Source organism: Caloramator sp. (assembly GCF_020054765.1).
Classification (GTDB): Bacteria; Bacillota; Clostridia; order Clostridiales; family Caloramatoraceae; genus Thermobrachium; species Thermobrachium proteoclasticum.
This window is the reverse complement of sequence record NZ_JAIHAO010000003.1, coordinates 47295-72899: the sequence shown is the minus strand read 5'-3', so window position 1 is coordinate 72899 and position 25605 is coordinate 47295. Positions and strand designations below refer to the sequence as shown.

Sequence of the window (25605 nt, the reverse complement as noted above, 5' to 3'; positions counted from 1 at the left end):
TGTAAATTTTTTAGAAATTAATCATTATGCTTAACAGGTATATAAGGTATTATCTCTCTTGCAAGGTTTTGAATTGGTAGTGATTGTAATATAACCTTGCCTGGGCCTCTTAATTCTGTTAGGAATAGTCCTTCTCCTCCAAAGAATACATTTTTAAAGCCCTTTACTGTTACAATATCATAGCTAACGGATGGTTCAAAGGCTGCAACGTGGCCTGTATCAACCTTTAGGATTTCACCTGGGGCAAGGTTGTATTCAACTGCCTCTCCATCTATTTCAAGGAAGCACATACCCGGTCCTGTTATTTTTTGTAGAATAAAGCCTTCTCCTCCAAAGAAACCTGCTCCAAGCCTTTTATTGAATATAACATCAAGATTTATAGAGCTTTCACCGCACAAAAATGCGTGCTTTTGACAAATTATTGACTGCCCTGATGCAAGGTTTAAAGGAACAATTTTCCCGGGAAATGATGACGAAAAAGCTATTTCTGTATTGTCTCTTCTGCTTGTATATCTTGTCAAAAAAACTGATTCACCACCAAAGGCACGGGCAAGGCCCTTAAAAAGTCCACCCTCCATATTTGTTGACATATCAATTCCATCACTCATCCAGGACATACCACCAGATTCTGTTATTATTGTTTCTCCCCTATCTAAATTTAAAATCACAACTGGTAAGCCTTCGCCAATAACCCTATATCTCATAATTTCCACCTCATTAATATTTATTAATTTTATTCTACTAAAATTATCTTTTAATATGGTAAAAATATGGTTAATTTTATTCGCAGATAAATTTATAATTACATAGGTAGCAGTTTTCACATCTATCGTAATGATTTAATTCCTTGTTTGTTTCCATAAAGTTAAATACTTCTACAATATCCTTTATACCCTTTTGTATCTCCTCATTCTTTATATCCATTTCTATATATTCACCTGTATCAAGAAGATATAGATACATCTTTTCAATTTCTATATCATATATTTTCTCTACTGCAAATCTATAGGCAATAAATTGAGGAAGATAGTGATTTTTTAGTCTCTCTTTATCCTCTTCGCTATTAACCTTGTTTGTTTTGTAGTCGATAACAACTGCCTTTTTAGTATCACCAATTTGATATATGTCTAATCTGTCAATTATTCCCATTAAGATAATATCTGTATTTGGTAGAGGTACTCTAAAGTTAAACTCTTGATGGGAGAATAACTTTTCTCCATTTATTTTTATGCTCTTTTCTATTTTTTCATAGTTTTGTACCATTGTTTTTATTTTTTCTTTTTGTTCATTTGAAATTTCGTATAACTCTCTATTTATCCTATCTTCAATATCTACTTTATAACCCTTTGATACATCCTCAAGGATGCTGTGAACAAAGCTTCCAATCTCTGCTGCGTTTATGTTTTTTACTATTTCTGCTTCATTTTGTTCCTCTTCATCTTCTTTTTTATTTAAAAAGTCAATATCTAATAGGCCTTCGTCTATTTTTGCAATATATCTAAAAAAGTATTTTCTTGGGCAGTCCTTATAGAGCATATACCTTGATATACTGAATATTGATTTTGGTATATAGTTAATGTTTATGTTGATATTTTCTAATGCTCTATCAATATCAAAAATATCTTCTTCATAATTATTTTCTTCTTTTTCCTTTTTATAGTCCTTAAATGTACTTGTTTCTTCAACATACCTCTCAAAATTTATTCCGCAATCTACTAAATAATTAATTAATGTACTTTCTCTTTTTTTTCTAACTGCACTTAAGGATAAATACCTTATTGCCCTTGTTACACCAACATAAAATATTCTTATTTCCTCCTTCTTTTCTTCCTCTTTTCGTTTTTCTTCTACGTATTTGTATAAACCATCCTTTTTTATTGCATCGTGGTTTATTACTATACCATATCTTGCATTTTCATTGCCAAATTTATCATAAACAAATTTCTTTTTATTACTTTTTGCAATTTCATAATCAAGGGAAGGAATAAATACCGCCTCAAATTCAAGTCCCTTTGATGCGTGTATTGTCATTATCTTTACTGCATTGCTGTTTTCTGTATCTAAAAAGGCCTGCCCCTCTTTTTGGGATATTTCTATTAGGTTTTCTAAATAATCAACAAACTCAATTGATGAATAAATTCCCTTTCTATCAAACTCCTCTGCAATCTCTAAAAACTTTTCAAAGTTCCTATACTTTTGTACTCCATCCTCCTGAAGAAGAAGTATATCCTTTATTTTTAGTTCCTTATCTAACTTCTTTAAGAAACTTGATACGCTGTATAAAGGAGCCTCTTCCTTAAGTTCAAAGAGCCTTTTTACCTTGTCATTATAATTTTGTGCTGAGCTTATATATTTATTTTCATTTATTATATTATATACATCTAATACCTCATTATCTGAAAGTCCCACAAAGGGGCTTCTTAATATACCAAGAAGAGAGAGCTTATCCTCATATCTATATATAAACCTTACTATGTTTATTAAATCCCTAATCTCCTGTCTTTCAAAATATCCTATTCCTCCAAGAATTGTATAGGGTATCTGCCTCTTCTTTAGGGAGTTTTCAAATTCCAATACTCCACTTCTCCCTCTAAATAAAATTGCAATGTCTTTATATTCTATTCCCTTTTCTTTTAATTCTAATATTTTATCTGCAACGTATTCTGCTTCATTTCTCCTCTTTTCATCTTTGTCCTCTTTTTCTAAAAAAACCTTAAGCTCATCTAATTCTACCCTTCTTTCCTTTAGCTGTTTTGTATCAAAATTCGTTTTCTCTTCCGTTTCTAATATACAAAAATCAAAACCTGCCTCACCCTTTACACCATTTGAAACCTTTGAAGGTTCATAGGCATCCATTAAATTTTCAAACATATTATTTATAATATCAACAATTTTGTCGTGGCTTCTGTAGTTTGTTGAAAGGTTTAGCTTTTCTCCACCTGAATTTTTAATTTTATCTGTGACATCCTCAAATACTTTATAATTTGCACCTCTAAAAAGATAAATAGACTGCTTTATATCTCCAACAACAAATAGTTTACCATCTTTAATTTTATTTTCTTCTTCTGTTAGGTAGCTTAATATCTTTAGTTGAACATCGTTTGTATCCTGAAACTCATCCACAAGATAGTATTTATATCTTTCCTTTATCCTATTTCTAACTTCCTCCACTTCAAGTATCTGAAGGGTATATTTTTCAAGGTCATTAAAATCTAATACTCCCAGCTTTTTCTTTTCTTCTGAATACTTTTTATCTACAGAATCCACCAAGTCCATAACAAGGTTGATTATTATTTGGAGTTTTTCTAAATCTCCTTCATCTGTATTATTAGATTTCCTTCCCCTTTTTTTCTCCTCCTTAGGAGTTAGTTCGTTAAACCTTTTTATATTATTCTCTGTAAATCTTTTTGCCTCCTCTATGCTGTCTCCCTTTGTCTTTATTTCTTTATATAAATGCTTTACATCCTCTATTATTTTCTTTTTACTTAAATACTCAACCCCTAAAACTTCTGCAACCGTTTCAAATTTATCTCTATATTCAGAGTTATTTACAAACTCATCAAGTACTTCATCGGCTATTCTGTTAAGTAAAGTTAATGTATCAACCTCTTCAACAATTTTATACATAGGCTCAATACCAACAATATAATAATTTTCCTTTACAAGCGTATCGCAGAAGCTGTGGAAGGTTGATATATTTGCAAGAGGCAGTTCTTCTTTTATTTTTCTTAAAGCGTCTCTTTTTTTTCTGTCCTTTTCCTGCTCTATAAACTTATTTACTAAATCTATAACCCTCTCCTTCATCTCAAGGGCTGCCTTTTTTGTAAAGGTTATAGCTACAATGTCATCTACATCAGCACCACCCTCAATAAGAAGCCTCAGAAACCTTCTTGTCAAAACCCTTGTTTTACCAGAACCTGCCCCAGCGTGTAGTGCAATGTTTTTATTTATATCAAGGGCTCTTGCCTGTTCATCATTAACCCCATACACATTCTTTATTTCTTCTATGTTCATATTTTCACCTCACATTTATTTAAAAGCCTAAGTTTGTTATATCTACACACATCTTCATAGTCACAGCTATAATTAAAGGCACTTTGTACTTCACATATCTTAGGAAGGGTAAATACTGCCTTTTTGATTTTTTCTATGCTGTCTTTAATGAAATTGTCGGTTATATGGGGTATAACGACATTAAAGTTTTCTTTTGCAATAGTTCTTGTTTGATGATGCGTTTTAAGTATTTTTAATTCTTCCTTATCCTTTGCAACTATAATTCCACTAATTTTTTTACTATTGTTTTCTACCGTAGCATTAATATCATAGTAAACCAACGCAAGACATTCTGGAGTTTTCTCTAATTCCTCTTCTAAAATTCTGTTTACTACATAGTAGTAAAGCACCACCTGTATAGCCTCTCCCTTTAGCATATCCCCTAAAGCCTTTGCATTAGATATCTTATAGTCCTGTATTATATATCTTCCTGTTGGTTTGTCTCCATCATACTCCATATCAACCCTATCTATTCTTCCCTTTATCTTTATTCCTTCAATTAAGTTATCTAATTCAAACTCCTTTTCTATAAGGTATGGTCTAAATTTAATTCCATTTTTATATTCCACATCAATCTTAATAAAATTCTTTATATTTTCAAGTAGCTGTTGCTTTGTAATGTCTGTAAAATTATCATCTAAAACCAAACCAAAATTTTCAAAGGCTTCCTTTATAAGTTCTTCTATTTTGTTCTCCTTATATTCAAGTTCTTTTCCTATATAATCCTTATAATAGTTTTCAAGCACATAGTGATATATATTTCCAAAGTTTAAATTTGAATAAACATCATCTTCCCATTTTCTTATGTTAAGTACATCCTCTATAAAATACCTAAATGGACACTTGTTATAGGACATAATCTTAGAGGCACTAAATACATCCCTTCTATTGCTGTCCTTTATTTTATTTATATCAACAAGTCCATCATACTCTGTAAACTCAATGTCATTTCTCTTTTCCTCTACCTGAATTGCTAAATCCAAATAGTCTAATTCATCATATTTTATTCTACTGTCCTTTGTTATGCAGTATCTTTTAACCAGCTCTTCTCTGCTGTAGATTCTATTTAGGCTAAACCTGTCCCTCATAGTTCTAACTTTTCTTTCCTCAAAATTTTTGTGAAGTCCAAGTTTATATATAACCTCATCTAAAAATTGTGATTTTGAAATGTATGAACCGTCCTCACCAGATGTTCTATAGGATAAAAATAGTCCTTCCTTGGATGATGCTATTGATAATATAAACCTTATCTTTTCCTTCTCCATCTCAAATATGCTGCTTCCAAAGTTTACTCCCTGCCTATAGATAATTTCCTTTTCTCTTGTTGTGTATATGCCTGTTGCCTTTGAAACTTTAGGGAACTTTCCTTCGTTTAGTCCCATTATAAATACATAGTCATAGCTTGTTCCTCTTATTAAATCTGGAGTTAAAACCTTAACACCATAGCTCTTTTTAGGGCTTAAAGTAACTGTGGTAGTAGTTATATTTTCATCTAATATATTTAAAAACTCTGTATAGTCTATTTTTGAAGTTTGGTGTTTATATACCTCACCAAGATTGTTTAGCATTTCAATAAAGCCAAACAGCGCCTTTAGGTCTCTTAGCATTATATCCTGCGATATTTTACCTTTGCCTTTGTTATACAGGCACACTATTCTCTTTTTTATACCAAATTCATCTAAAATATCAACTATTGACCTTTTATATTCTTCAAAACTTGTACTCCTCTTGAATTTTGATAGTTTGTCATCAATCATATTTTCAAATTTAATATAACTTTCTCTCAATTTTGATATTTTTTCTGTGTATTCTCTCTGTACCTCTTCATCTTCATTTTTAATCTTAAATTCCTCTGGTAGTTTTTCAAGGAAAGCAGATGTATCTTTACCTATAAAATATCTATCTAAAACTCTTAAAACATCATTTCTTTCAGGAATAGATAGATATGGACTTGATGCTATATCCTGTAAAAGGTTTTTGTTATATCTTTCATTTTTAAGTCTAAGTAGTGCCATAATAGTTTTTATAAATGGTATTTTAGAGAGAAGTTCAGTATCGCTTAAGGATATATGTATTCCATATTCATTAAATATTTCAAGCAGTGTATCCTCGTATTCTTCCCTGTCTGGAACTATTAATGCTATTTTATCAAGCTCAATGCCTTTTTCTTTGTATATTTCTTTTATGTTTGAAGCTACCTGCCTTACCTCATCCTCAATGCAGGGAGCATCAAGTATTTTTACATCAACATTGTCATCTAACTCTCTATCTGTAAATAACCTTTCTGCTAGATATCTATATTTCGTATTTAAAAAGTCGTCATTGTTGATTTCAAATTTTAATTCCTTTGCAAATCCTAAGGCTTCTCTCTTTGCAAAATCATATACATAGGGAACATTTAAAGGAAGATGATATATAAACTTAATTTCTGCAAAGTTATTTTTTATATTTTCAAGTAGTTTTTTTTCACTTTTGAATATATCTATATATCCATCGATTATAAATAAGGATACATTTTCAAAGTATGTAGTTTTGTCTACATTTTCTATTGCAATCTTTATTATATCATCCATATCCATAAGATTTAATGAGGCTAATTTTTCTTGATATGCTGTGTATATTGTTATTAAATCCTCTGTTTTTCTTTTTAATACTTCATCTCCTATGGAATTTATAATTTCCTTAAACTCATCTATATCAACATATTCCCTTTTTATGCTTCTTATTGCATTAAGTGCATTTACTGCAAATCCCTTTTTATCATAGACTTTAGAAAAGTATTTAATCTTTTCTTCTCCAAGCTCCTTTAATATTTCTTCAACAAGTACAAGGGAAGCCTCATAGGTGATTAATTCAGAACTGCCTAAATGATTTTTAGAAATCCTTCTTGATAAGTCATCAAAGGTTATAACATCTACATTGTATAAGCAACCTGCCCTTTTTAAAATTTCGCCTCTAACGAATTCTATAAGCTCTCTTGTTGGTGCAAGATATATAACCCTTTTGTTGTTTTTTATTTCATTTACAATTTTATCAAACAAGATATCACCCCAATAATTTGAAAATTTTTCAAGTTAATTATATTTTATACCCTATCAAAAAATGAATCAACCTATAATAAGGTATAAGTAATATAAATGCTAAAAAAACCCACCCATTAAAAATTCATTTTTATAATGGGTGGGTTTTTTTACATATTTTCACGTTGTATTTTTATAATCTCATTTTTAAAATCTTCATAGTTTATACAATCTATAGCTAAATCAAATATTTTATCTAAAGCCTCTATATTATTTATTTTACTTATCAAAAATATTATCTCGTGCAAATCTTCTTTAAATTTTTTATTCAAGAATTTTTCTATATCCTGTTTTTTTGCTTTTATTATACCTTCATTTATTCCTTGTTGAATACCTTGTTGAATACCTTCCTGCTTTAATAAATAACCAACTTTAGTCATTTCAAACACCTCCTTCAATTTATTTATATATTCCTTATCTATAAACTTATCCGAAATAGCTATTATTGCTGATATACAAAACATTTTTAAATCTTTATCATTTATTTCTTTAGCAAGTTCAACAGCCGTAATCGCTAATTCATTTTTATCTTTTTTTGATTTCATCAAAGGTAAAAATATTAAATTTAACTTGTCTAATTCAGTCAATTCTTTTTCACTCAAAATTACACTTTTTAAATGTTCTAAAGTTCTATCTCCATCAAATCTTTTCATTAGAATTTTTTCTACTTTATAAAGTTTGTTAGGACCTATCCTTAATTCTGTAATTATATTATCATCATTAATGTCTGCTGAATAAATAACAATAGTTCTAACTGGTTTTCTTTCCTTTTTATATAACCTTAAGTCATATAAGTTAAACCTAATTAAATCATCCTTTTTATAAGTTGTTTGAAATTCTAAGTGCAACAATGAATCATCTTCTAACAAAAACACAAAATCCATAACCTCTTCTTTTACATCAATTATTGGTAAATCTGTTGGTATTACTGACTTTATTTTGGGAAGTTTAATACCTAAAAATTCTAAAGTCGTATCTTTAAATGCCTCTGCCATATATTTTAAAATTATATCGTTATTATTGTGCGATATATGTATATTTGACATATTGCCACCTCTATATTTATCTTGTATTTTAATTATATCATAAAAAAAATTTTGTTTCATCCTCCATCATAATAACAATATCATACATAGTATAAATTATAAATGTTATTGCTCTTATTTAAAAAAGCATCTGAAATTCAGATGCTTTTTATCTACATTGTTAAGTTATTACTTTTTAATACAACCTTATAGGATTTAAGGTCACTGTGTACCTCTTCTTTAAATGGATTCTTCTTAAATTTGAATATTTTATAATAATGATAAATAAATACCGCTATATTGGATAGTAATGCAAGTAGGCTTACAACAAATAATGCTGTTGTGCTATGAGAAGATTTTACTGCATACTTTGAAGTATCTAAAAAATTAGGAATACACATAGCAACCATTGCCCAAGTAGCTAAGGTCTGTGCTCTGTGTTGCAACCAAGCTCCCTTCTTTATAAAAAAGGCTGGGATTGTACAAGATAACAAAAGCAGGAGTCCAGAATAATATGAATGATCTGAAATACAGTTATATACATATGCAAAGTTCCATAGATCGTATGCGATTATCCAAAACCATAATTGGTCTGGCCAAATCATATCTTGGCTTTTATCCTTACTAATTACTATACCTACCCAACCTGATAAGGTTATAATATTTAATATCCCTGCAATACCATTCATTATATTCCAAGGACCACCAATTATTGTAACTCCATCAACAAGCCCATTATAGCTGTAGCATTGAAAATCTCTTATTACTGCCTCCATAATGTTTAGTGAAAGTATAAATGGTGGAAACATCAAAGCATATTTATTTGTTTGCAATTTCTTGTTATACCTAATTGCCATAAATCCTATACATCCTGCAAGTACAGAATATACCTTTGCCCAATGGAACCAAGTTCCAACACTTGAACCTTCTCCTGCTGTTTTCGGCCATACTGTAAAGGTTAATATAATTGGAAGAATAATGAATAAGAAGATTGCAAAATACTTATTCCTGCGTGCAAGTTCATTAACTAAAATAAGTCCTACTAATACAATAACCCCCATAACTATTTGTGCAAATGATAGCGGTTCAAATAAAAACATAAAATCCCCCCCTAATTATTTAAATTTAAAAATATTAGAAATTTTTTATAATATGCTATAATTATATTATATCAAATAATATAATTATGTAAATATTTGTATAACTATTTTTGAATTAGTTATAATTAAATTGTACTAAAATAAACATATCTATAATTAATAACATTTATTACATTATTAATTTTTAACTAAAACAATTTTAACTGTACTGTTTTCACTTAATGAGGATAGCTGCTTATATATTTAGTTTAAAATAATGGAGGTAATTAAAAATGAAATATGAAAAAACAATAGAAGCGTTACAGAAAAATGGATATAAGGTTTCATTTTTCAAGAACTCAAAAGATGCAATTGAATATATTGTAGAAAATGTAAAGGGAGTAAAAATAGGCTTTGGAGACTCTCTAACCCTATCTGAATTAAATTTGGCAGATCACCTGTCAAAATATAACTATGTAATTGATCCAAGTAAGTTTTCAGGAGATGAATTCTTTAAAATTGCAAAAGAAACTCTTTTAACAGATGTTTATTTTACATCTGTTAATGCTGTAGCAGAAACAGGTGAACTTGTTAATATCGACGATGCAGGAAACAGAATAGCCGGTTCATTGTTTGGACACAAAAAAGTATTTTTTATTTTCGGAGCAAATAAAATTGAACCTAATCTTGAAAAAGCAATTTGGCGTGCTCGAAATATTGCTGCGCCTAAAAATGCAAAGCGTCTTGGAATTAAAACCCCTTGTGCTATAAAAGGTGATAAATGTTATAACTGTTCAAGTCCTGAAAGAATTTGTAATGCACTTAATATTTATTTTAAAAAAATGGACGGTGTTGAATCAGAAATTATTATAATTGATGAAAACTTAGGTATGTAACCCTTTATACATAAAATTGATTATTTAAAATAAGTATGATATTATTTATGTGTAATAATTCAAAATCATTGGTTCGGAGGACAAAATGAACGAAAAAATCAGTATTCCTGTTTATGAAAAAATCGCAATTGATATTGCCAATAGAATTTATAAAGGTGATTTTAAAATAGGAGAAAAGCTGCATGGAAGATCAACTTTAGCAAGCGAATATAATGTTTCACCAGAAACAATAAGAAAAGCTGTAAAGTTATTAGAAGACGTGAATATCCTTCAATCAACAAGGGGAAGCGGTATTGAAATTATTTCTAGAGAAAATGCTCTTAAGTATATTAATAATTTTTCTAAAATCGAAACTATTAAAGAACTTCAAGCCAAAATTAATACATATCTTGAAGAAAGAACTAAGCTTGATAACGCTTTAATTGAATCTGTAAATAAATTGTTTGATTATGCATCTAAACTAAAAAATACAAATCCACTTGTACCTATAGAAATTGAAATTCCTTCAAGTTGTAAGTATATTGGTAAAACTATATCAGATATTAAATTTTGGCAAAATACTGGTGCCACAGTTATTGGTATAAAAAGGAATGGAGAACTTATAATTTCACCTGGACCATATGCTACAATTATGGAAAGGGATATTTTGCTTATAATTGGTGATAACAATGTATATGAGAGAACACTTAGCTACTTAAATGAATAGGAGGCTTAATGTTTAAGCCTCCTATTTTTCTATCAAGCCTTCTTGAATTAAAAAATCCCTTGCTACATTTTCTGGTGATTCCTTCAGCTCATCAACTCTATAATTTAACTCTCTCATCTTTTCATCATTCAATCTTCCAGCTAATTTGTTTATTACACTTTCTAATTCAGGATATTTCTTTAGTGTTTTTTGTCTAATTAGTGGTACTGCATAGTATGGTGGGAAAAAGTTTTTATCATCTTCAAGCACTACTAAGTCAAATGCTTTTAACAATCCATCTGTAGAAAACGCATCAATTATATCACTCTTTTTACTATTAATTGCAGTATATCTTAGCCCTCCATCAACTGGACTAACAGATTTAAATGTTAAATTATATTTTTCACTCAATCCAATTAATCCATCCGGTCTATTTGAAAATTCTATTGTCGGTCCCATAATCAATTCGTTACTTACATTTTTTAAATCTGATATAGTCCTTAATCCATATTTTTCTGCAGTATCTTTTCTTACTGCTATTGCATAAGTATTGTTAAATCCTAATGGTTTTAGCCATTTCAAATCATATTTTTCATTAAATTCTCTCTGAACTATATCATATACCTCCTGTGGATTTGTTATAGTTTCTTTTTTTAATATATTTACAAGACCTGTTCCTGTATATTCTACATATAAATCAACATCACCAGAATTTAATGCGCCAAAAACTACTTGAGTTCCACCTAAGTTTAATTTTCTCTCAACCTTCAAATCCGTATTTTCCTCTATTAAATCTGCAAGCATATTTCCTAAAATAATAGATTCAGTAAAATTTTTAGAGCCTATAGTTATTTTATTACTTTTAGTTTGATTAGCAACCCCAAACACAATTAAAACAATTATTAACCCTGAAGCAACCAATACTTTTTTGTTTATGCCTTTATAATTTTTTTTGTTTTTATAGTGTAATCTATTTTCTGCTTTTCCCAAAATAAAGTCCATTAAAAGAGCTAATATACATGCTGGTATTGCACCTGCTAAAATCATATAATTATCTACTGTTTGGACTCCTGAAAAAACCAAATATCCGAGACCACCTGCTCCTACAAATGCAGCAATTGTCATTAACCCAACAGCTGTTACAGCCGATATTCTAATACCTGCCATTATAACAGGAAATGCCAATGGCAATTGAACTTTTGTTAAAATTTGACTATTTGTTAATCCTATACCTTTAGCAGCTTCAATTGTATCTTTATCAATATTTACTAAACCTGTATAAGTATTTTTTATTATAGGCAGTAATGAATAAATTACAACCATTATTATCGCAGGTTTTTTTCCAATTCCTACAAAAGGTATTAAGAATCCTAATATAGCTAAACTCGGAATTGCTTGTACTAAATTTGCAAAACCAAGTATTGGTTTTGATAGTTTTTCTACCCTTGTTATTATAATTCCAAGGGGTACCCCTATTAAAATTGCAATTAATACAGCAATGAAGCTTAAATATATATGTTGTACTATAAGATTCCCAATTTGATCACTTCTTGTAACAACAAAATTTATAAATTCCATCATTAGAAATTCACCTCCATATCAGCAATTTGAGTAGCCAATGCCGATAGCACACTACTTCTTGTTATTAATCCTAACAGTTGATTATTGTCATCTACAACTGGAACATATCCAATGGAATGTATATTCATTGTTTTTAAAACATCTACAAGGTTACTTTGCTTGTTTACAGTAACCAAATTAGTTTCCATAACATCCTTAAGTAAAACGTTCCTTTCCTCTGTCTTAATTCTTTTTAATGTAACAAGTCCAATAAGTTTATTTTCTTTATCGGTTATCATTAAACTATCGACTTTATTTGTTTTCATTATTTCTATTGCTTGAAGCACATTTCTATTAGAACCTGTTGTTGCTGGTTCTCTAATCATTATATCTTCAGCCTTTATAAACTCTGGATTATTCCAAATTCTTTTTTTACCAATAAAATCTGTAACAAAATCATTTGCAGGATTCTTTAGGATATTATCAGGCGTATCATATTGTAATATTTTTCCTGAATGCATTAAACAAATTCTATCCCCTAATTTTATTGCTTCATCCATATCATGTGTAACAAATACTATTGTTTTATTTAGTTCTCTATGCAATTGAAACAGTTGCTCCTGCAAATTATTTCTTGTTATAGGGTCTAATGCACTAAAAGGTTCATCCATAAGTATGATATCTGCATCAGTTGCTAATGCCCTTGCTATCCCTATTCTCTGCTGTTGTCCTCCACTAAGTTCGCTTGGATATCTATTCATATACTCATCAGGTTCTAATCCAACAAGTTTTAAAAGTTCTTTTGTTTTATTTTCAATTGAATTTATGTTTTCTCCTTTAATTTTGGGGACTAACTCAATGTTTTCTTTAACAGTCATATGCGGAAATAAACCATTGTGTTGAATAACATACCCAATATTTCTCCTTAACTCAATTGTATCTATTTTAGAAATATCATCACCATTAATAAAAATTTTTCCACTTGTTGGTTCTTCTAATTTATTAATCATCTTAAGTAACGTTGTCTTTCCACAACCACTTGGTCCTACAAAAACTACAAGTTCTCCTTTATTAATAGTCAATGTAAAGTCATTAATAACTGTGGTATCTTTATACTTCTTTTGAATATTTTTAAATTGGATCACCACAATCCCTCCTTTTAATATTAAATTATTTAATAAAGCTCATTATGAATTCAACTGAAATGAGATTAGATTGAGCTTATTTTCGATAACTATTCCTCTATGAAATTTAAGTTGAAATGAATATGTTTGCTGGATTTTAATGTATTTTTATATATAATTTTTTAAGTAACAATCTTATTATATTTTATAAGTTGTTACTCTGTCAATTCTTTTTTGTTTTCTAAATAAGTTTTTATGCTTTCGCAATAAGTTAGATGGTTTAAATGCTATATGACTTATAAAATAAAAAGACGTGCAAAAACACGTCTAAAATAATACATAATTTAGGTCTTTTATGAGTTAATCACTTCAACAAGTCTATTGGCAACCTCTGAACGGTTTGTAAATCCAGTTAATGTGTTAAATATATCCTCAAGGCTGCTTCCTAATACCTTCTCCTTAAGTTCTTCAAAGTTACCATCAGCTACAATTTGACCATCATTTAAAAGAAGTATTCTATCACTTACCTTTTCAACAACCTCCATAATATGGGATGAATAAAATATGGTTTTGCCTTCATTTTTTAATGCCTGCATCATTTCTTTAAAGACCATCGCACTATTTGCATCAAGGCCTGTAATTGGTTCATCAAAGAATATTAAATCTGGGTTATGTATTATTGATGAGATTATTGCAAGCTTCTGCTTCATCCCCTTTGAAAAGGATGAAATCCTTGTATTTTTTACTTCATAGAGGTCAAAAATATTTAGTAACTCGTCTATCTTTTTATTGAGTTTATTTTCCTCAAGTCCATATATGCTTCCTATGAAGTTTAGGTATTCAACTGGAGTTAGGCTGTCATAGAATTCAATAATTTCTGGAACATAACCTATTCTTCTCTTATACTCATATTTATCCCTTATATCTTCACTAAAAATTTTAACAGTACCTCTATATCCACTTGTCATTCCTAAAAATATTCTAATAGTTGTACTTTTACCAGCACCATTTGGGCCAATATATCCAACAATCTGCCCCTTTGGCACCTCAAAGCTAATTCCCTTTAATACATCCCCACTTCCATAATCCATATATAAATTTTCAACTGAAATTATATTATCCATCATTATCCTCCTTCGCTTTGTATATAGGTTAATTTTGACACAAAATATAATTATTTTCAAGTTTTAAACTACTTTTTCATTGGTAATATACCCATAAATTACATTTAAACTTTATAATTATTCATTACGATAAATAATATATAAAGTTTTAGGGGGGTAGTGTATGACAAATAAGAAAAAATTAATTTTATCAATCCTGCTTATTATTTTTACACTTACAAGTTTTGTAACAGCCTTTGCAAAAGTAAGAAAAAGAACATCTCCTGCTGCACCTTCAAGCATAAGTACATCAGGTATAACAACAAATGAACTTACTTTAACTTGGACAAGTAGCCAAGGTGCAACGGGCTATAAAGTATTTATGGCAACTTTAAATGATTCAAACTACACACAAATTGCAACTACTTCAGCAACAAGCTATAAAGTTACAAATTTAAAACCTGCTACGGTATATTGGTTTTTTGTTCGTGCCTACAATACCTATGGCACATCAGGTGATTCTGCTCATATAAAAGTAACTACTCAGAATATTGTTATTAATAATCAAAAGCAGGTTATTGGATTTACAACCTACTATTACAGCGGGGACAAGTCCTCCTATAATTCTATGGTAAACAATACTTCTCTTTTAAACACAGTAATTACGCACACATATACAACAGATGGGCTTGGAAATATATCTGGTTTAGTTCCGACTGAACAAATTAATTATGCAAACAACAATGGAATAACTCCTATCGCAATGGTAAGTAATAACTTCAGTGGTGACATAGCAAAGCAGCTACTTGAAAATACACAAAATAGACAAGCTCTTATAAATAATATATCAAATGCACTAAAACTAAATGGTTATAAAGGCGTAAACATAGACCTTGAAGGAGTTTATTACTACAACAGAAGCTATCTATCAACTTTTATGAAGGAGCTTTATACTGCATTAAAACCACAAGGATATATAATAGGCATCTCTGTTCCTGCCAAAACATATGACAGCTTAACTAATAGCTGGACAGGTGCCTATGATTATGCCGAACTTTCAAAGTACGTAGATCAATTTATACTAATGACCTACGATGAGCACTACCCAGGGGGTACACCTGGTGCTATTGCATCCATTGGATGGGTGCAGAAGGTAATAGATTATACTATTACTGTTGTTCCTAAAGAAAAGATTTTCTTAGGACTTGCAGCCTACGGATACGACTGGTCCTCAAATGGAACAAAGGCATATAGTATAAATGGAATTTATAACATTGCAAATAGCAATAATGCAACTATCCTTTGGGATGATATATCAAAGTCACCTTATTTTAATTATACAGATGTAAATGGAGTAGCACATTCTGTTTGGTTTGAAAATGATAAAAGCATTGCATATAAGCTTGATTTAGTAAACAGTTATAATCTTTCTGGAGTTGCTATTTGGAGACTTGGACTTGAAAATACAGATTATATGAATATGATAAAGGCTAAATTTAATAAATAAAAATAGGGCTTTATACCCTATTGCTGCTAAAAAATTATATATTGATTAGCCCCATGAAGGATTTCTTGGGCATTCGTTCATTTCGCTAATCAATTCTAAGTTTTTCTTTGTTTGAAAAAGCTAAGAATTGCTAAAGCTCATGAAAGAGCCTATTGAAATCCATTCATGGGGCTTTTTCAAAACTTAGCTAACAACTATGTTTATCAACAATCTCAGGGCTTTATGCCCTATTTTTGTTACGTATTCCAAAATAGTTTGTCCCCCACACACCAATAATTATCATTACTGCACCAATCAATTTGTAGCTTTCAAAACTTTCACCTCTTATTATAATACCAGCTATAACCGATACAACTGTAGTAAGGTTCGCAAAGACTGATGATTGTGATGCAGGAAGCTTTGATAAACTGTAATTTACAAGCAAAAATGCAAAAACCGATGACAATACACCAAGGTAGAAAATTGAAATTGAAACCTGTATATTTATCTTAGATAAAATATTAATATCATTAGACATTATACCCTGAATAAAATATAGTGTTCCAAAAGCAATCATCCCAAGTATCATCATAAAATAAGTCGTCTCGTATGATGTGAAATCCTGTGAGGCTCTTCTTGAATAGATATTAAACATTGCAGCACTAAAAACTGCAGAGAGTAAAAATATAATTCCTTTTAATTGGCCCTTTGCCTCTAAATTTCCTCCACCTAATACAATCGTTAGAACCCCTACAACAGATATAATTATAAATATCCATTGAATATTTGAAGGTTTTTCGTCTAATAAAAACGCTGCAAGTATTGCAACAAGTACAGGAATAAAGGCCATCATAACCCCAGCCTCTGATGATGTAGTATACTGAAGCCCCTTTGTTTCCATAATAAAATATATAATCGGCTGCCAAAGGGCAACTAATATTAGGGGTTTTAAATTTTTGCCCCTTAAATTTACCTTAACAATCCCAAACAATATTAAAAGAGACATTGTTATTGTTGCTGTTGTGAACCTTAAAAATAAAAGTTCAAAGGTTGACAGCGTCTCTAATGCAGCTTTACTAAATATAAAGGAAAAACCAAAAATTAAAGACATCGTAACTCCAGCCAAGTATGGAAGATACTTTTTCATAACACACCTCCTATTCACTTTGTATATTCTAACATAAGTTTTATTAAAATAAAACAATAGCAATAAAAGTTGTTTTAAATAAAAATAGGGCAATTTATTTGCCCTCAGGCTGTTGAAAAAGGTATATTTTGATTAGCCCTATGAAGGATTTCTTGGGCATCGATTCATTTCGCTAAGCAATACTAAGCTTTTCTTTATTTGAAAAGCTTAGTATTGCTAAAGCTCACGAAAGAGCCCATTGAAATCCATTCATAGGGCTTTTTCATAATTTATCTAATAAGTAGATTTGTCAACAATCTCAGGACAATTTATTTGCCCTATTCTTGTAAAAATTTACTTTTAATTTTTATAGCAGCATCTTTTACATCTTCTTTACCTAATATTGCTGAAATAACTGCTACCCCATCACAAAGCCCCTTAAGTTTATAAACATTATTTTCATTTATACCACCTATAGCAACTACTTTACAATTTAAATTGTTTCTTATTTTCTTTAGCGTCTCTATATTTACATTAACTGCATCTTTTTTAGTATCTGTTGGGAATATAGCACCAACACCTAAATAATCTGCTCCATCTTCAAATGCCCTATTTGCCTCTTCTATATTACTTACGGATACTCCAAGAATTTTATTCTCACCTATAAGTTGCCTTACCTTTTTGGCAGGTATATCTTCTTGTCCAATATGTACACCATCAGCATCTACAGCTAATGCAATATCCACTCTATCATTAATTATTAATGGAATACTATATTTACTGGTTATTTTCTTCATTTGAATTGCAATATTATAAAATTCCAAAGAGGATGCCTCCTTCTCCCTAAGTTGCACAATTGTAACTCCTCCCTTAATAGCATCCTCAATACAACTTAACCAATCTCTATCTCCAATTATTTTTCTATCTGTAACTAGATGCAAACTATAATCAACCTTTTTCAAGTCTAACACCTTCTTTTATTTTTATATCATTTAAATTATATATTTCATCAAACAATTTAACCTTAAATGTCCCTATATTATTTCCTGACTTTTTATATGCCTCTTCACTGCATAACCTGATATGCAAGAAATCAATGGATCGCATCCTGCCCCTAAAAATGAACTTAATTTGTTTTCACCATATTTTGTATAATCAGATATCAAAGGTAACCATGATATTGGCATTACAATACTAAGTTCAAGCCCTAACCCAAAAGAAATTCCTTCAGTACATTCAAGGTTATTTGTACTTGAGTTTACTAAAATATAAAACATCACCAACGAAAGAAACATAAGTAGAACAACTGATATGTAGTTTAATTTTGGATATTTAAAGGAACTATATTCAGTCCATATATAAACTAATACGCCAACACTTAAAACCCATATATAAAAGTTTTCATAACCAAATAGACTTTTAAAGATTTGATTCATACCATTAGATGCTGTAATAAGCATAATTGATGTCCAGCCAACTAGTTGTATAAAGTTTAAAATCGAAAATATGTATTTCCCGAAAACACCAAAGGATAAACTAACTGTTTCCATAGCTGTCATATTCTTTTCCTGTCCTATAACTCCAGCTAATCCCAATATCAAACATCCTATTAAATGCCCTATAATTATTGCAGCTACCCCCTTCTTTATACCAAGAGATCCAAGAAAGGCTCCTGCCATTATTTCAGCGACCGAAATGGCTGCCCCAAACCATAAAAAGAAAAAATATCTTCCTTTTTTATTCTTCATCTATAATTACCTCCTTACTTTTGAAAGCATAAAAGTGATCAACCGGCCCAACCCCCATACCTATGCTGAAGGAATTTTTAATTGCATTTTGTATATAATTTTTACTTCTACTTATAGCTTCTATAACATCAAATCCTAATGCTAAATTTGAAGCAATTGCTGAAGATAAAGTACAACCTGTACCATGTGTATTTTTGGTTTTAATTCTATTTCCTTTGAATTGGTAATATTCTAATCCATCAAATAATATATCAATTGCATCACCATTTAGGTGTCCACCTTTAACAAGAACATATTTTGCTCCTAAATCATATATTTTCCTACAAGCCTTCTTCATATCATTTACATCTTTAATTTCCATCTGAGCTATTAAACTTGCCTCATAGATATTTGGGGTTATTATTGTACAAATTGGTATCAATTTGCTAAGTAAACTATTAATTGCCTCATCTTTTAATAGCTTAAATCCACTTTTTGAAATCATAACAGGATCTAAAACAATATTTGGTGCTTTATAAAATTTTAATGAATTAGCAACCACATCAATTATATTGCTGCTTGACAACATACCAATTTTTACTGCATCAACCTTAATATCATCAAAAACTGCACTAATTTGTTTTTCGATCACCTCCACAGGTAAATCATAGGAATGAATTACTCCTTGAGTGTTCTGTGCTGTTACTGAAGTAATAACACTCATACCATACACTAAATGAGCTGAAAATGTTTTTAAATCTGCCTGAATTCCTGCACCTCCACAGCTGTCTGAACCTGCAATTGTTAACACCTTTTTCATAACATCACCTCCAAAAAAATCTAAAACCACCCAGCAAGGGTGGTTACAAAAAAGGCTATTCCAGTGGGAATAGCCTTGATATCTTTTAGTATCCCACATCCCTACGCTGGTATCAACCAGATCAGGTTCAAAGGGTCAAAGGTTTCAACGGACCTTACTCTCAGATGGCCTCATCCATCTCCCCTTGTGGCGTAATTATTAAGTTTTAACCAATTTCATTATAGTTAAAATTTTTTATATATTCAAGTATTTTTTAGATTATATTATTTGACTGCAAAAATTTATTATTTAGTAAATAAAATATACAAAATATATTTCTAAAATAACCTCATGTAAAAATGATAACACTTTAATGAAATACCTTCCCTAAAATCGATATAAAGCCTATTTTACTATTTCTTTATCCTTTTCTAATATATGCTTTACCAACCAATCAACTATGAAATTTAATATATCAAGTAAATACTTATCTTGTTCAATATCAACTTTATTTAAATCAATTGATTTTATTTTATCTATAAACTGCTTATGTTCTATTTTATGTAAAAAATAACCTTCATGTCCTATTTGTTTCATATATTCTTCTTCAGAATCAAAATGATATACAGTATAATCTTCAAGTTCCTTCAATATTTCAACTATTTTATCAAACTTATCAATGTATAAATCATTTTTTAATACTTCATAAGCTTTATTTGCAATTTCAACTAAGTGCTTATGCTGATTGTCTATATGTTCAACCCCCATTGAATATTCTTTTTTCCACGTTATCATAATCATCCTCCTATCCTAAAATGCATAAGTAATCTCTTTATAATTTCACTTTGTTAACTTATTAAACCCCTTATCCTCTTTATATAGCTTGGTGTTGTTCCGCAGCAGCCTCCTACAACCTTAACTCCTATATTAATCATTGATAAAATGTGTTTTGCAAACTCATCTTCATCAACATCATATACCAAATCTCCATCTATTTCCTTTGGAATTCCTGCATTGGGTTTTACAAGAACAGGTATGTTTGTACTTTTTAATATTTCCTGGGCTATATTTATCATATCAAAGGGGCCTGTTGAACAGTTTGCACCAACTGCCACAACCCTATATTTTTCAATTGTTTTTATCATATCATAAAGAGTATAACCTAAAAAAGTACTTCCCTCTTTGTTAAATGACATAGATGCAAAAACAGGTATATTAAAATAATCTGCTGCATTTAAGGCAATCTCTAATTCTTCAATATCATACATTGTTTCAATAAGTATGAAATCCACACCTTCTTCTTTGCCTATCTTAATTTGCTCTTTATAAATTTCAAAGGCCTGTTCTTTACTTATAGGCCCTTTAGGCTCAATAAGTTTTCCTATTGGCCCAATATCTTGTGCAACAAGTAAATCTTTGCTTGCACTTCTTGCTATGTCTATTCCTCTTTTTATTACCTCTTTAAAATCAAATCCACACTCTTCCATACTTAATCTGTTTGAACGGAAGGTATTTGTTACAACTGCATCACATCCTGCATCAACATACTCACTATGTATTTTTTTTATAAGTTCAGCTTCTGTAATATTAAGGGTGTCTGGTACTATATCCCTTTTTCTTTTATATTTTTGAACCATTGTACCCATTGCACCATCTAAAAGCATAACCTTGTTATTATTAAATGGAAACATTTTTACCTCACCTTTATTAAAACATTTTTATAAATTAATATGCTTGTTGTTGAGTAGATTACTGCAACTGCCCAGCCTGCTAAAACATCTGTAAAGTAGTGTACCCCAAGATATATGCGGCTTATACCTATGATAAGAGCTAAAATTAAAACTATCCACTTTATAAAGTTATTTTTAAATTCCATTTCGTTTAGATAATACACAAAAACAAGGGCAAAGGTTAAAGAAACCATAGCGTGGCCACTTGGATAGCTGTATCCCTTTGCTTCAATTAACCTATATATTAAATCTGGTCTTGGTCTTTTAAAAAGTACCTTTAAAAGTTCATTAAAAAGCCATACTAATGTTATGTTTAATGCAAAAAATGATGCAAATCTTTTTTGCTTATTCTTTATCATAAGTAAGACGGCTAAAACTGTAAATGCAATTACAAATTGATAGTTACCAAGTACAGTTACTGCCTTGAATATCTTAATTAAAACATTATTTCTAATTGATAATACTAATTGTAATATATACATATCAAAGGTATAATTCTTATGAATAAAATTCTCCTCTGTAAGTTCCCAGAACACAAATAGAGAGAAGATAGATAATATTATTGATGTATATACATAAAAGGCTGTCTGATCAACAATTCTATATTTTTTGTGGAAACTATTTAATCTTGCATATATTTTTTTCTTATATACAGCAAAATTCAGTTTTAACAAGTTTTTCTTATTTAAATATTTAAATAATGTATAGAATAAAATTAATACAAGAGCAACTCCTATTGTTATATACTCAAAATAGTTCGTAATAAAATACTTTGCACTATCTCCCATATAGAAAATTAAAATTCCTTCAAGGAAAAACCTTATTCCTCTGCCTATTAAAGAGGCAGTAACAAATGTAAAAAAGTTTATGTTAAACACACCAGCTGCAATTGTAAATATCTTGTATGGTATTGGTGTAAAGCCTGCAATTACTATAGACCAACCTCCATATTTATCAAAGTAATATCCAACTTTTTTAATTTTGTCCTCTTTAAAAAACTTCCCCAATATTGGTTTCCCAAGCCTTTTCCCTATGTAATACCCAAATATACCTCCTGCAACGGAAGATAATGTTGTTGATAATGCATATAAAAATGACATATTTTTGTCCATTAAACACATAGGAATCAATATAACATCTGGCGGTATTGGGAAAAACGAAGACTCTGCAAAGGATAAGACAATTAAACCAAGTATTCCATAGGATTGAAATATGTTTATTAAATGTTGTAATATCTGCTGCATATCCAACCTCCGTGCCACCCAAGTGAAATGTGACATTAGCCATTTTATACTAAATATAAATTTATATTAATTTAAAAAACTATCGAAATAAATCTTCAGAAGATAGATAATATAATTTTGATATACCAATGCTCATAATAAACACTTATTAAAATAATACATTAACAAATTTATGCCTTATAAAATATTATAATTTATAAATCCCTCTTTTGGAATAAATAATTTTAATTTATCCCAAACTTTTATTATATGATACAACATTTAATTTTTGCACTGCATTTTTTTATTGTTATTGACTTTTAAATAATATAAAATAATTTTAACAAAATAGTTATGAAATGTTTAATATAAGAGATTTATTACAAATTATAGTAAATAATTTTTCCCTATCCTCATCTAAACAAACTTATACTTTATTTGCTTAAAAATATAAATTAATTTGAGGTGATAAAATGAAAAATATAAATGTTGGACTTATTGGCTTTGGGCTGTCTGGACAAGTGTTTCACGCACCTATTATAGACTGCATAGAAGGATATTCATTAAAAAAAATTTATACGAAAAACGAAAAGAATATCAAAATAGCAAAAGAAAAATACTCTGCAGAGGTTTGTAGTAATGTTGATGATATTTTAAATGGTGATGAAATAGATCTTGTTGTGGTTGCAACTCCAAATGAAAGCCATTATGAATATGCAAAGAGGGCTCTTTTAAAGGGAAAGCACGTTGTAGTTGAAAAACCCTTTACTGTCACAACAAAACAGGCTGAAGATTTGATTAAAATTTCGAGAGAACAATCTAAGGTTTTATCAGTTTACCAAAACAGAAGATACGACAGCGACTTTAAAACAGTAAAGAAGGTTATCGAAAGCGGTGTTTTAGGAAAGATTGTTGAATTTGAGGCACATTTTGATAGATTTAGAAATTTCCCTAAAAATTATTGGAGGGAGGAGAATATACCTGGCTCTGGAATATTATATGATTTAGGTTCACACCTTGTCGACCAAGCTCTTTATCTTTTTGGAACACCCAATAAGTTTTTTGCCGATGTAAGAAAACAAAGAAGCTTTGCAAAGGCAGACGATAACTTTGAAATTATTTTATTTTACGATAACTTAAAGGTTACACTTAAAGCTTCAATGCTTGTAAAAGAACCTCTACCTAAATACATAGTAACAGGTGAAAACGGAAATTTTGTGAAGTATGGAATGGATGTACAAGAGGAACATTTAAGAAGGGGGCTTACACCAAATACATACTCTCCTTGGGGAAAAGAGCCTGAAACTACAAATGGAATTTTAAATACAAATCTAAATGGGATTGATATAAGGACAACTATACAAAGTGAATGCGGTGATTATAGGGAGTATTATAGAGAGCTATATAGTGCAATTGTAGAAGGCAAAAGAGTACCTGTTACAGCAGAAGAGGCAAGAAACACAATATACATATTAGAAAGTGCCAGCCAGGTGAAATGCGACATTATCCAATTTATTCCATATAATTAATCTCGTAGATGTGTATAAAAGCATTTCCTTAATTAGTACCACTAAAAACACTTCTGGTAGTTAATTTAAAAAAGCCCCTAAAAGGACTAATTAGTCTCATTTATGGGGCTTTTATATTTTAATTTAATTTAATTCTATTTTTGCTCTGCCTGCTTTAGTGCCTCTGCTACTGCATTCATTATACCAACACTTGTTCTTGTTGCACCAGATACTGCATCTACATTTGTTGATTGCTTTTTAATTATTTCATCTGGAACAATTTTAAATGGTATTTTTGCATAGCTTGGCGTTTCATTATGGTCTACAATCTCAATTTTAGATATTTTTCCACCACTTATTGTAACCTCAACAGTAAGACCTGGTTTAAACCCTATCGCTGAACCTATATACTTTCCATCCTTGTACTTTCCCTGTGTAACCTCAACATTTTGTACTCTCTGCTGTTCTTCTCCACCACGTCTATGTCTTCTCTTTCCATCTGGCTTTGGCATATGTTCACCAAAATTAATGCTCCTATCCTTATCTTCCATCATCATTTTAAAATCTATAACTTTTTCTGCAAGGCCTTTAAGTCCTAAAAATGCTAAAACAAATACAACTATGATAATTATTTGATTAACCACCCTACCAAATATAGTTAATTTAGCGTTTCCTTTAGGACAAATCCCTACACAATTCATACACTCAATGCATTCTAAACTATCAACTCTGTTTACTTTATCCAAATTAATTCCCATTGGACAACTTCTTGTACAAGCATTGCAACCATTAATACATCCAGTTTTATCCTTTCTTATCTTTACTATTCTAAATACCTGTAGGATTGATAAAAATGCACCAAGAGGACAAAAATATCTACAGAAAAATCTCTCTATAAATAATGCACCTACAAATATAAGTATTAGAACAATTAATGCTGTTACACTTGCAAGCTGTGGTGGAAACTGAATGAGCTGTGCAAAAGCCTCCCAAGGATTTATACTGTTTAAACCACTTATTCCAAAGGTCCAAACTCCAACTATAATAAATAGTAAAACAGCGTATTTTATTAATTTTAAAAAACTATCTACTGATCTATTTACTTTAAACTTTATTTTAAAAACCCTTGATGAGAGTTTATAAAGTAGATCATTTATTGTTCCAAAGGCACACATATATCCACAAAAGAATCTACCAAATATTATTGTTAAAAAGACTAAAATAAGTAGTGGCAATGTTGTATTAACTAAAATATTAAAATTTATTTTACCTGAAATTATAGAAGTATAAATTTGCCTCATCTGTCCGAAAATCATCGTAAATAATCCTGGCATTAAAATTAAAAACATAAGTTGTATAGCAAGCCTTAAATAATTGGTTACATTTTTTCTTCTTAACATA

At 29.9% G+C, this 25605-nt stretch carries 20 protein-coding genes and 1 riboswitch; of the genes, 4 read left to right on the top strand and 16 right to left on the bottom strand.

The window, feature by feature from the left end; translation table 11 throughout:
• Positions 1–17: 17 nt before the first annotated feature.
• The 5 genes from JG776_RS01995 to JG776_RS01975 all read right to left on the bottom strand — a co-directional run bounded on the left by JG776_RS01995 (position 18) and on the right by JG776_RS01975 (position 9258).
• Complete coding sequence (locus JG776_RS01995; protein WP_291964180.1) at positions 18–704, bottom strand: TIGR00266 family protein; 687 nt, start codon at positions 702–704, stop codon at positions 18–20.
• Between the two features lie 76 nt (positions 705–780).
• The gene (locus tag JG776_RS01990; protein WP_291964177.1) at positions 781–4014 is read right to left on the bottom strand and encodes an exodeoxyribonuclease V subunit beta; all 3234 of its coding nucleotides are present in this window, start codon (positions 4012–4014) and stop codon (positions 781–783) included.
• Entirely contained in the window at positions 4011–7094 is a 3084-nt protein-coding gene (locus JG776_RS01985) for a PD-(D/E)XK nuclease family protein (protein WP_291964176.1), read from the bottom strand. The genes JG776_RS01990 and JG776_RS01985 overlap by 4 nt, the downstream gene beginning before the upstream one ends.
• Before the next feature lie 149 nt (positions 7095–7243).
• The gene (locus JG776_RS01980; RefSeq protein ID WP_291964175.1) at positions 7244–8179 is read right to left on the bottom strand and encodes a hypothetical protein; all 936 of its coding nucleotides are present in this window, start codon (positions 8177–8179) and stop codon (positions 7244–7246) included.
• A gap of 152 nt (positions 8180–8331) precedes the next feature.
• Entirely contained in the window at positions 8332–9258 is a 927-nt protein-coding gene (locus JG776_RS01975) for a DUF5692 family protein (RefSeq protein WP_291964174.1), read from the bottom strand.
• A gap of 272 nt (positions 9259–9530) precedes the next feature.
• Between JG776_RS01975 and JG776_RS01970 the strand changes: the two genes are divergently transcribed.
• Positions 9531–10133 (top strand): lactate utilization protein, encoded by a 603-nt coding sequence (locus JG776_RS01970; RefSeq protein WP_291964172.1) that lies wholly within the window; start codon positions 9531–9533, stop codon positions 10131–10133.
• Positions 10134–10218: 85 nt separating this feature from the next.
• The gene (locus JG776_RS01965; RefSeq protein ID WP_291964170.1) at positions 10219–10839 is read left to right on the top strand and encodes a TrkA C-terminal domain-containing protein; all 621 of its coding nucleotides are present in this window, start codon (positions 10219–10221) and stop codon (positions 10837–10839) included.
• Between the two features lie 21 nt (positions 10840–10860).
• On the opposite strand, the gene JG776_RS01960 is transcribed toward JG776_RS01965, so the two are convergent.
• The 3 genes from JG776_RS01960 to JG776_RS01950 form a co-directional block, all read right to left on the bottom strand.
• Positions 10861–12399: a glycine betaine ABC transporter substrate-binding protein gene (locus JG776_RS01960; RefSeq protein WP_291964168.1), complete on the bottom strand. Its 1539-nt coding sequence runs from the start codon at positions 12397–12399 to the stop codon at positions 10861–10863.
• Positions 12399–13523, bottom strand: coding sequence for an ABC transporter ATP-binding protein (locus tag JG776_RS01955; protein ID WP_291964166.1), 1125 nt, complete (start codon positions 13521–13523; stop codon positions 12399–12401). Before JG776_RS01955 ends, JG776_RS01960 begins: the two co-directional genes overlap by 1 nt.
• Positions 13524–13855: 332 nt before the next feature.
• Positions 13856–14626: an ABC transporter ATP-binding protein gene (locus JG776_RS01950; RefSeq protein WP_291964164.1), complete on the bottom strand. Its 771-nt coding sequence runs from the start codon at positions 14624–14626 to the stop codon at positions 13856–13858.
• A gap of 163 nt (positions 14627–14789) precedes the next feature.
• Here JG776_RS01950 and JG776_RS01945 point away from each other — a divergent pair, with 163 nt between their 5' ends.
• Positions 14790–16112, top strand: coding sequence for a glycosyl hydrolase family 18 protein (locus tag JG776_RS01945; RefSeq protein WP_291964163.1), 1323 nt, complete (start codon positions 14790–14792; stop codon positions 16110–16112).
• Between the two features lie 220 nt (positions 16113–16332).
• Here JG776_RS01945 and JG776_RS01940 read toward each other — a convergent pair whose 3' ends face one another.
• From JG776_RS01940 to JG776_RS01910, 7 genes are all read right to left on the bottom strand, one after another.
• Positions 16333–17238, bottom strand: coding sequence for a DMT family transporter (locus JG776_RS01940; protein ID WP_291964161.1), 906 nt, complete (start codon positions 17236–17238; stop codon positions 16333–16335).
• 317 nt (positions 17239–17555) lie between these two features.
• A complete protein-coding gene (gene thiE, locus JG776_RS01935) occupies positions 17556–18179 on the bottom strand; it encodes a thiamine phosphate synthase (RefSeq protein ID WP_291964159.1) in 624 nt (207 codons plus the stop codon).
• A gap of 72 nt (positions 18180–18251) precedes the next feature.
• Entirely contained in the window at positions 18252–18965 is a 714-nt protein-coding gene (locus tag JG776_RS01930) for a cytosine permease (RefSeq protein WP_291964157.1), read from the bottom strand.
• The gene (gene thiD, locus JG776_RS01925) at positions 18955–19764 is read right to left on the bottom strand and encodes a bifunctional hydroxymethylpyrimidine kinase/phosphomethylpyrimidine kinase (protein WP_291964156.1); all 810 of its coding nucleotides are present in this window, start codon (positions 19762–19764) and stop codon (positions 18955–18957) included. Before thiD ends, JG776_RS01930 begins: the two co-directional genes overlap by 11 nt.
• Before the next feature lie 81 nt (positions 19765–19845).
• A riboswitch (TPP riboswitch) is annotated at positions 19846–19959 on the bottom strand.
• A 189-nt stretch (positions 19960–20148) separates the two neighbouring features.
• Positions 20149–20538 carry a bacteriohemerythrin gene (locus tag JG776_RS01920; protein ID WP_291964155.1) on the bottom strand — a complete coding sequence of 130 codons (390 nt, stop codon included), beginning with the start codon at positions 20536–20538 and terminating at the stop codon, positions 20149–20151.
• A gap of 53 nt (positions 20539–20591) precedes the next feature.
• Positions 20592–21434 (bottom strand): homocysteine S-methyltransferase family protein, encoded by an 843-nt coding sequence (locus JG776_RS01915; RefSeq protein WP_291964154.1) that lies wholly within the window; start codon positions 21432–21434, stop codon positions 20592–20594.
• A gap of 2 nt (positions 21435–21436) precedes the next feature.
• Positions 21437–22717 carry a phosphatase PAP2 family protein gene (locus JG776_RS01910; protein ID WP_291964153.1) on the bottom strand — a complete coding sequence of 427 codons (1281 nt, stop codon included), beginning with the start codon at positions 22715–22717 and terminating at the stop codon, positions 21437–21439.
• 452 nt (positions 22718–23169) lie between these two features.
• On the opposite strand from JG776_RS01910, the gene JG776_RS01905 reads away from it, so the two are divergent.
• Positions 23170–24225: a Gfo/Idh/MocA family oxidoreductase gene (locus JG776_RS01905; RefSeq protein WP_291964152.1), complete on the top strand. Its 1056-nt coding sequence runs from the start codon at positions 23170–23172 to the stop codon at positions 24223–24225.
• Between the two features lie 134 nt (positions 24226–24359).
• On the opposite strand, the gene JG776_RS01900 is transcribed toward JG776_RS01905, so the two are convergent.
• Positions 24360–25604 carry a 4Fe-4S binding protein gene (locus JG776_RS01900; protein ID WP_291964151.1) on the bottom strand — a complete coding sequence of 415 codons (1245 nt, stop codon included), beginning with the start codon at positions 25602–25604 and terminating at the stop codon, positions 24360–24362.
• Position 25605: the final 1 nt, after the last annotated feature.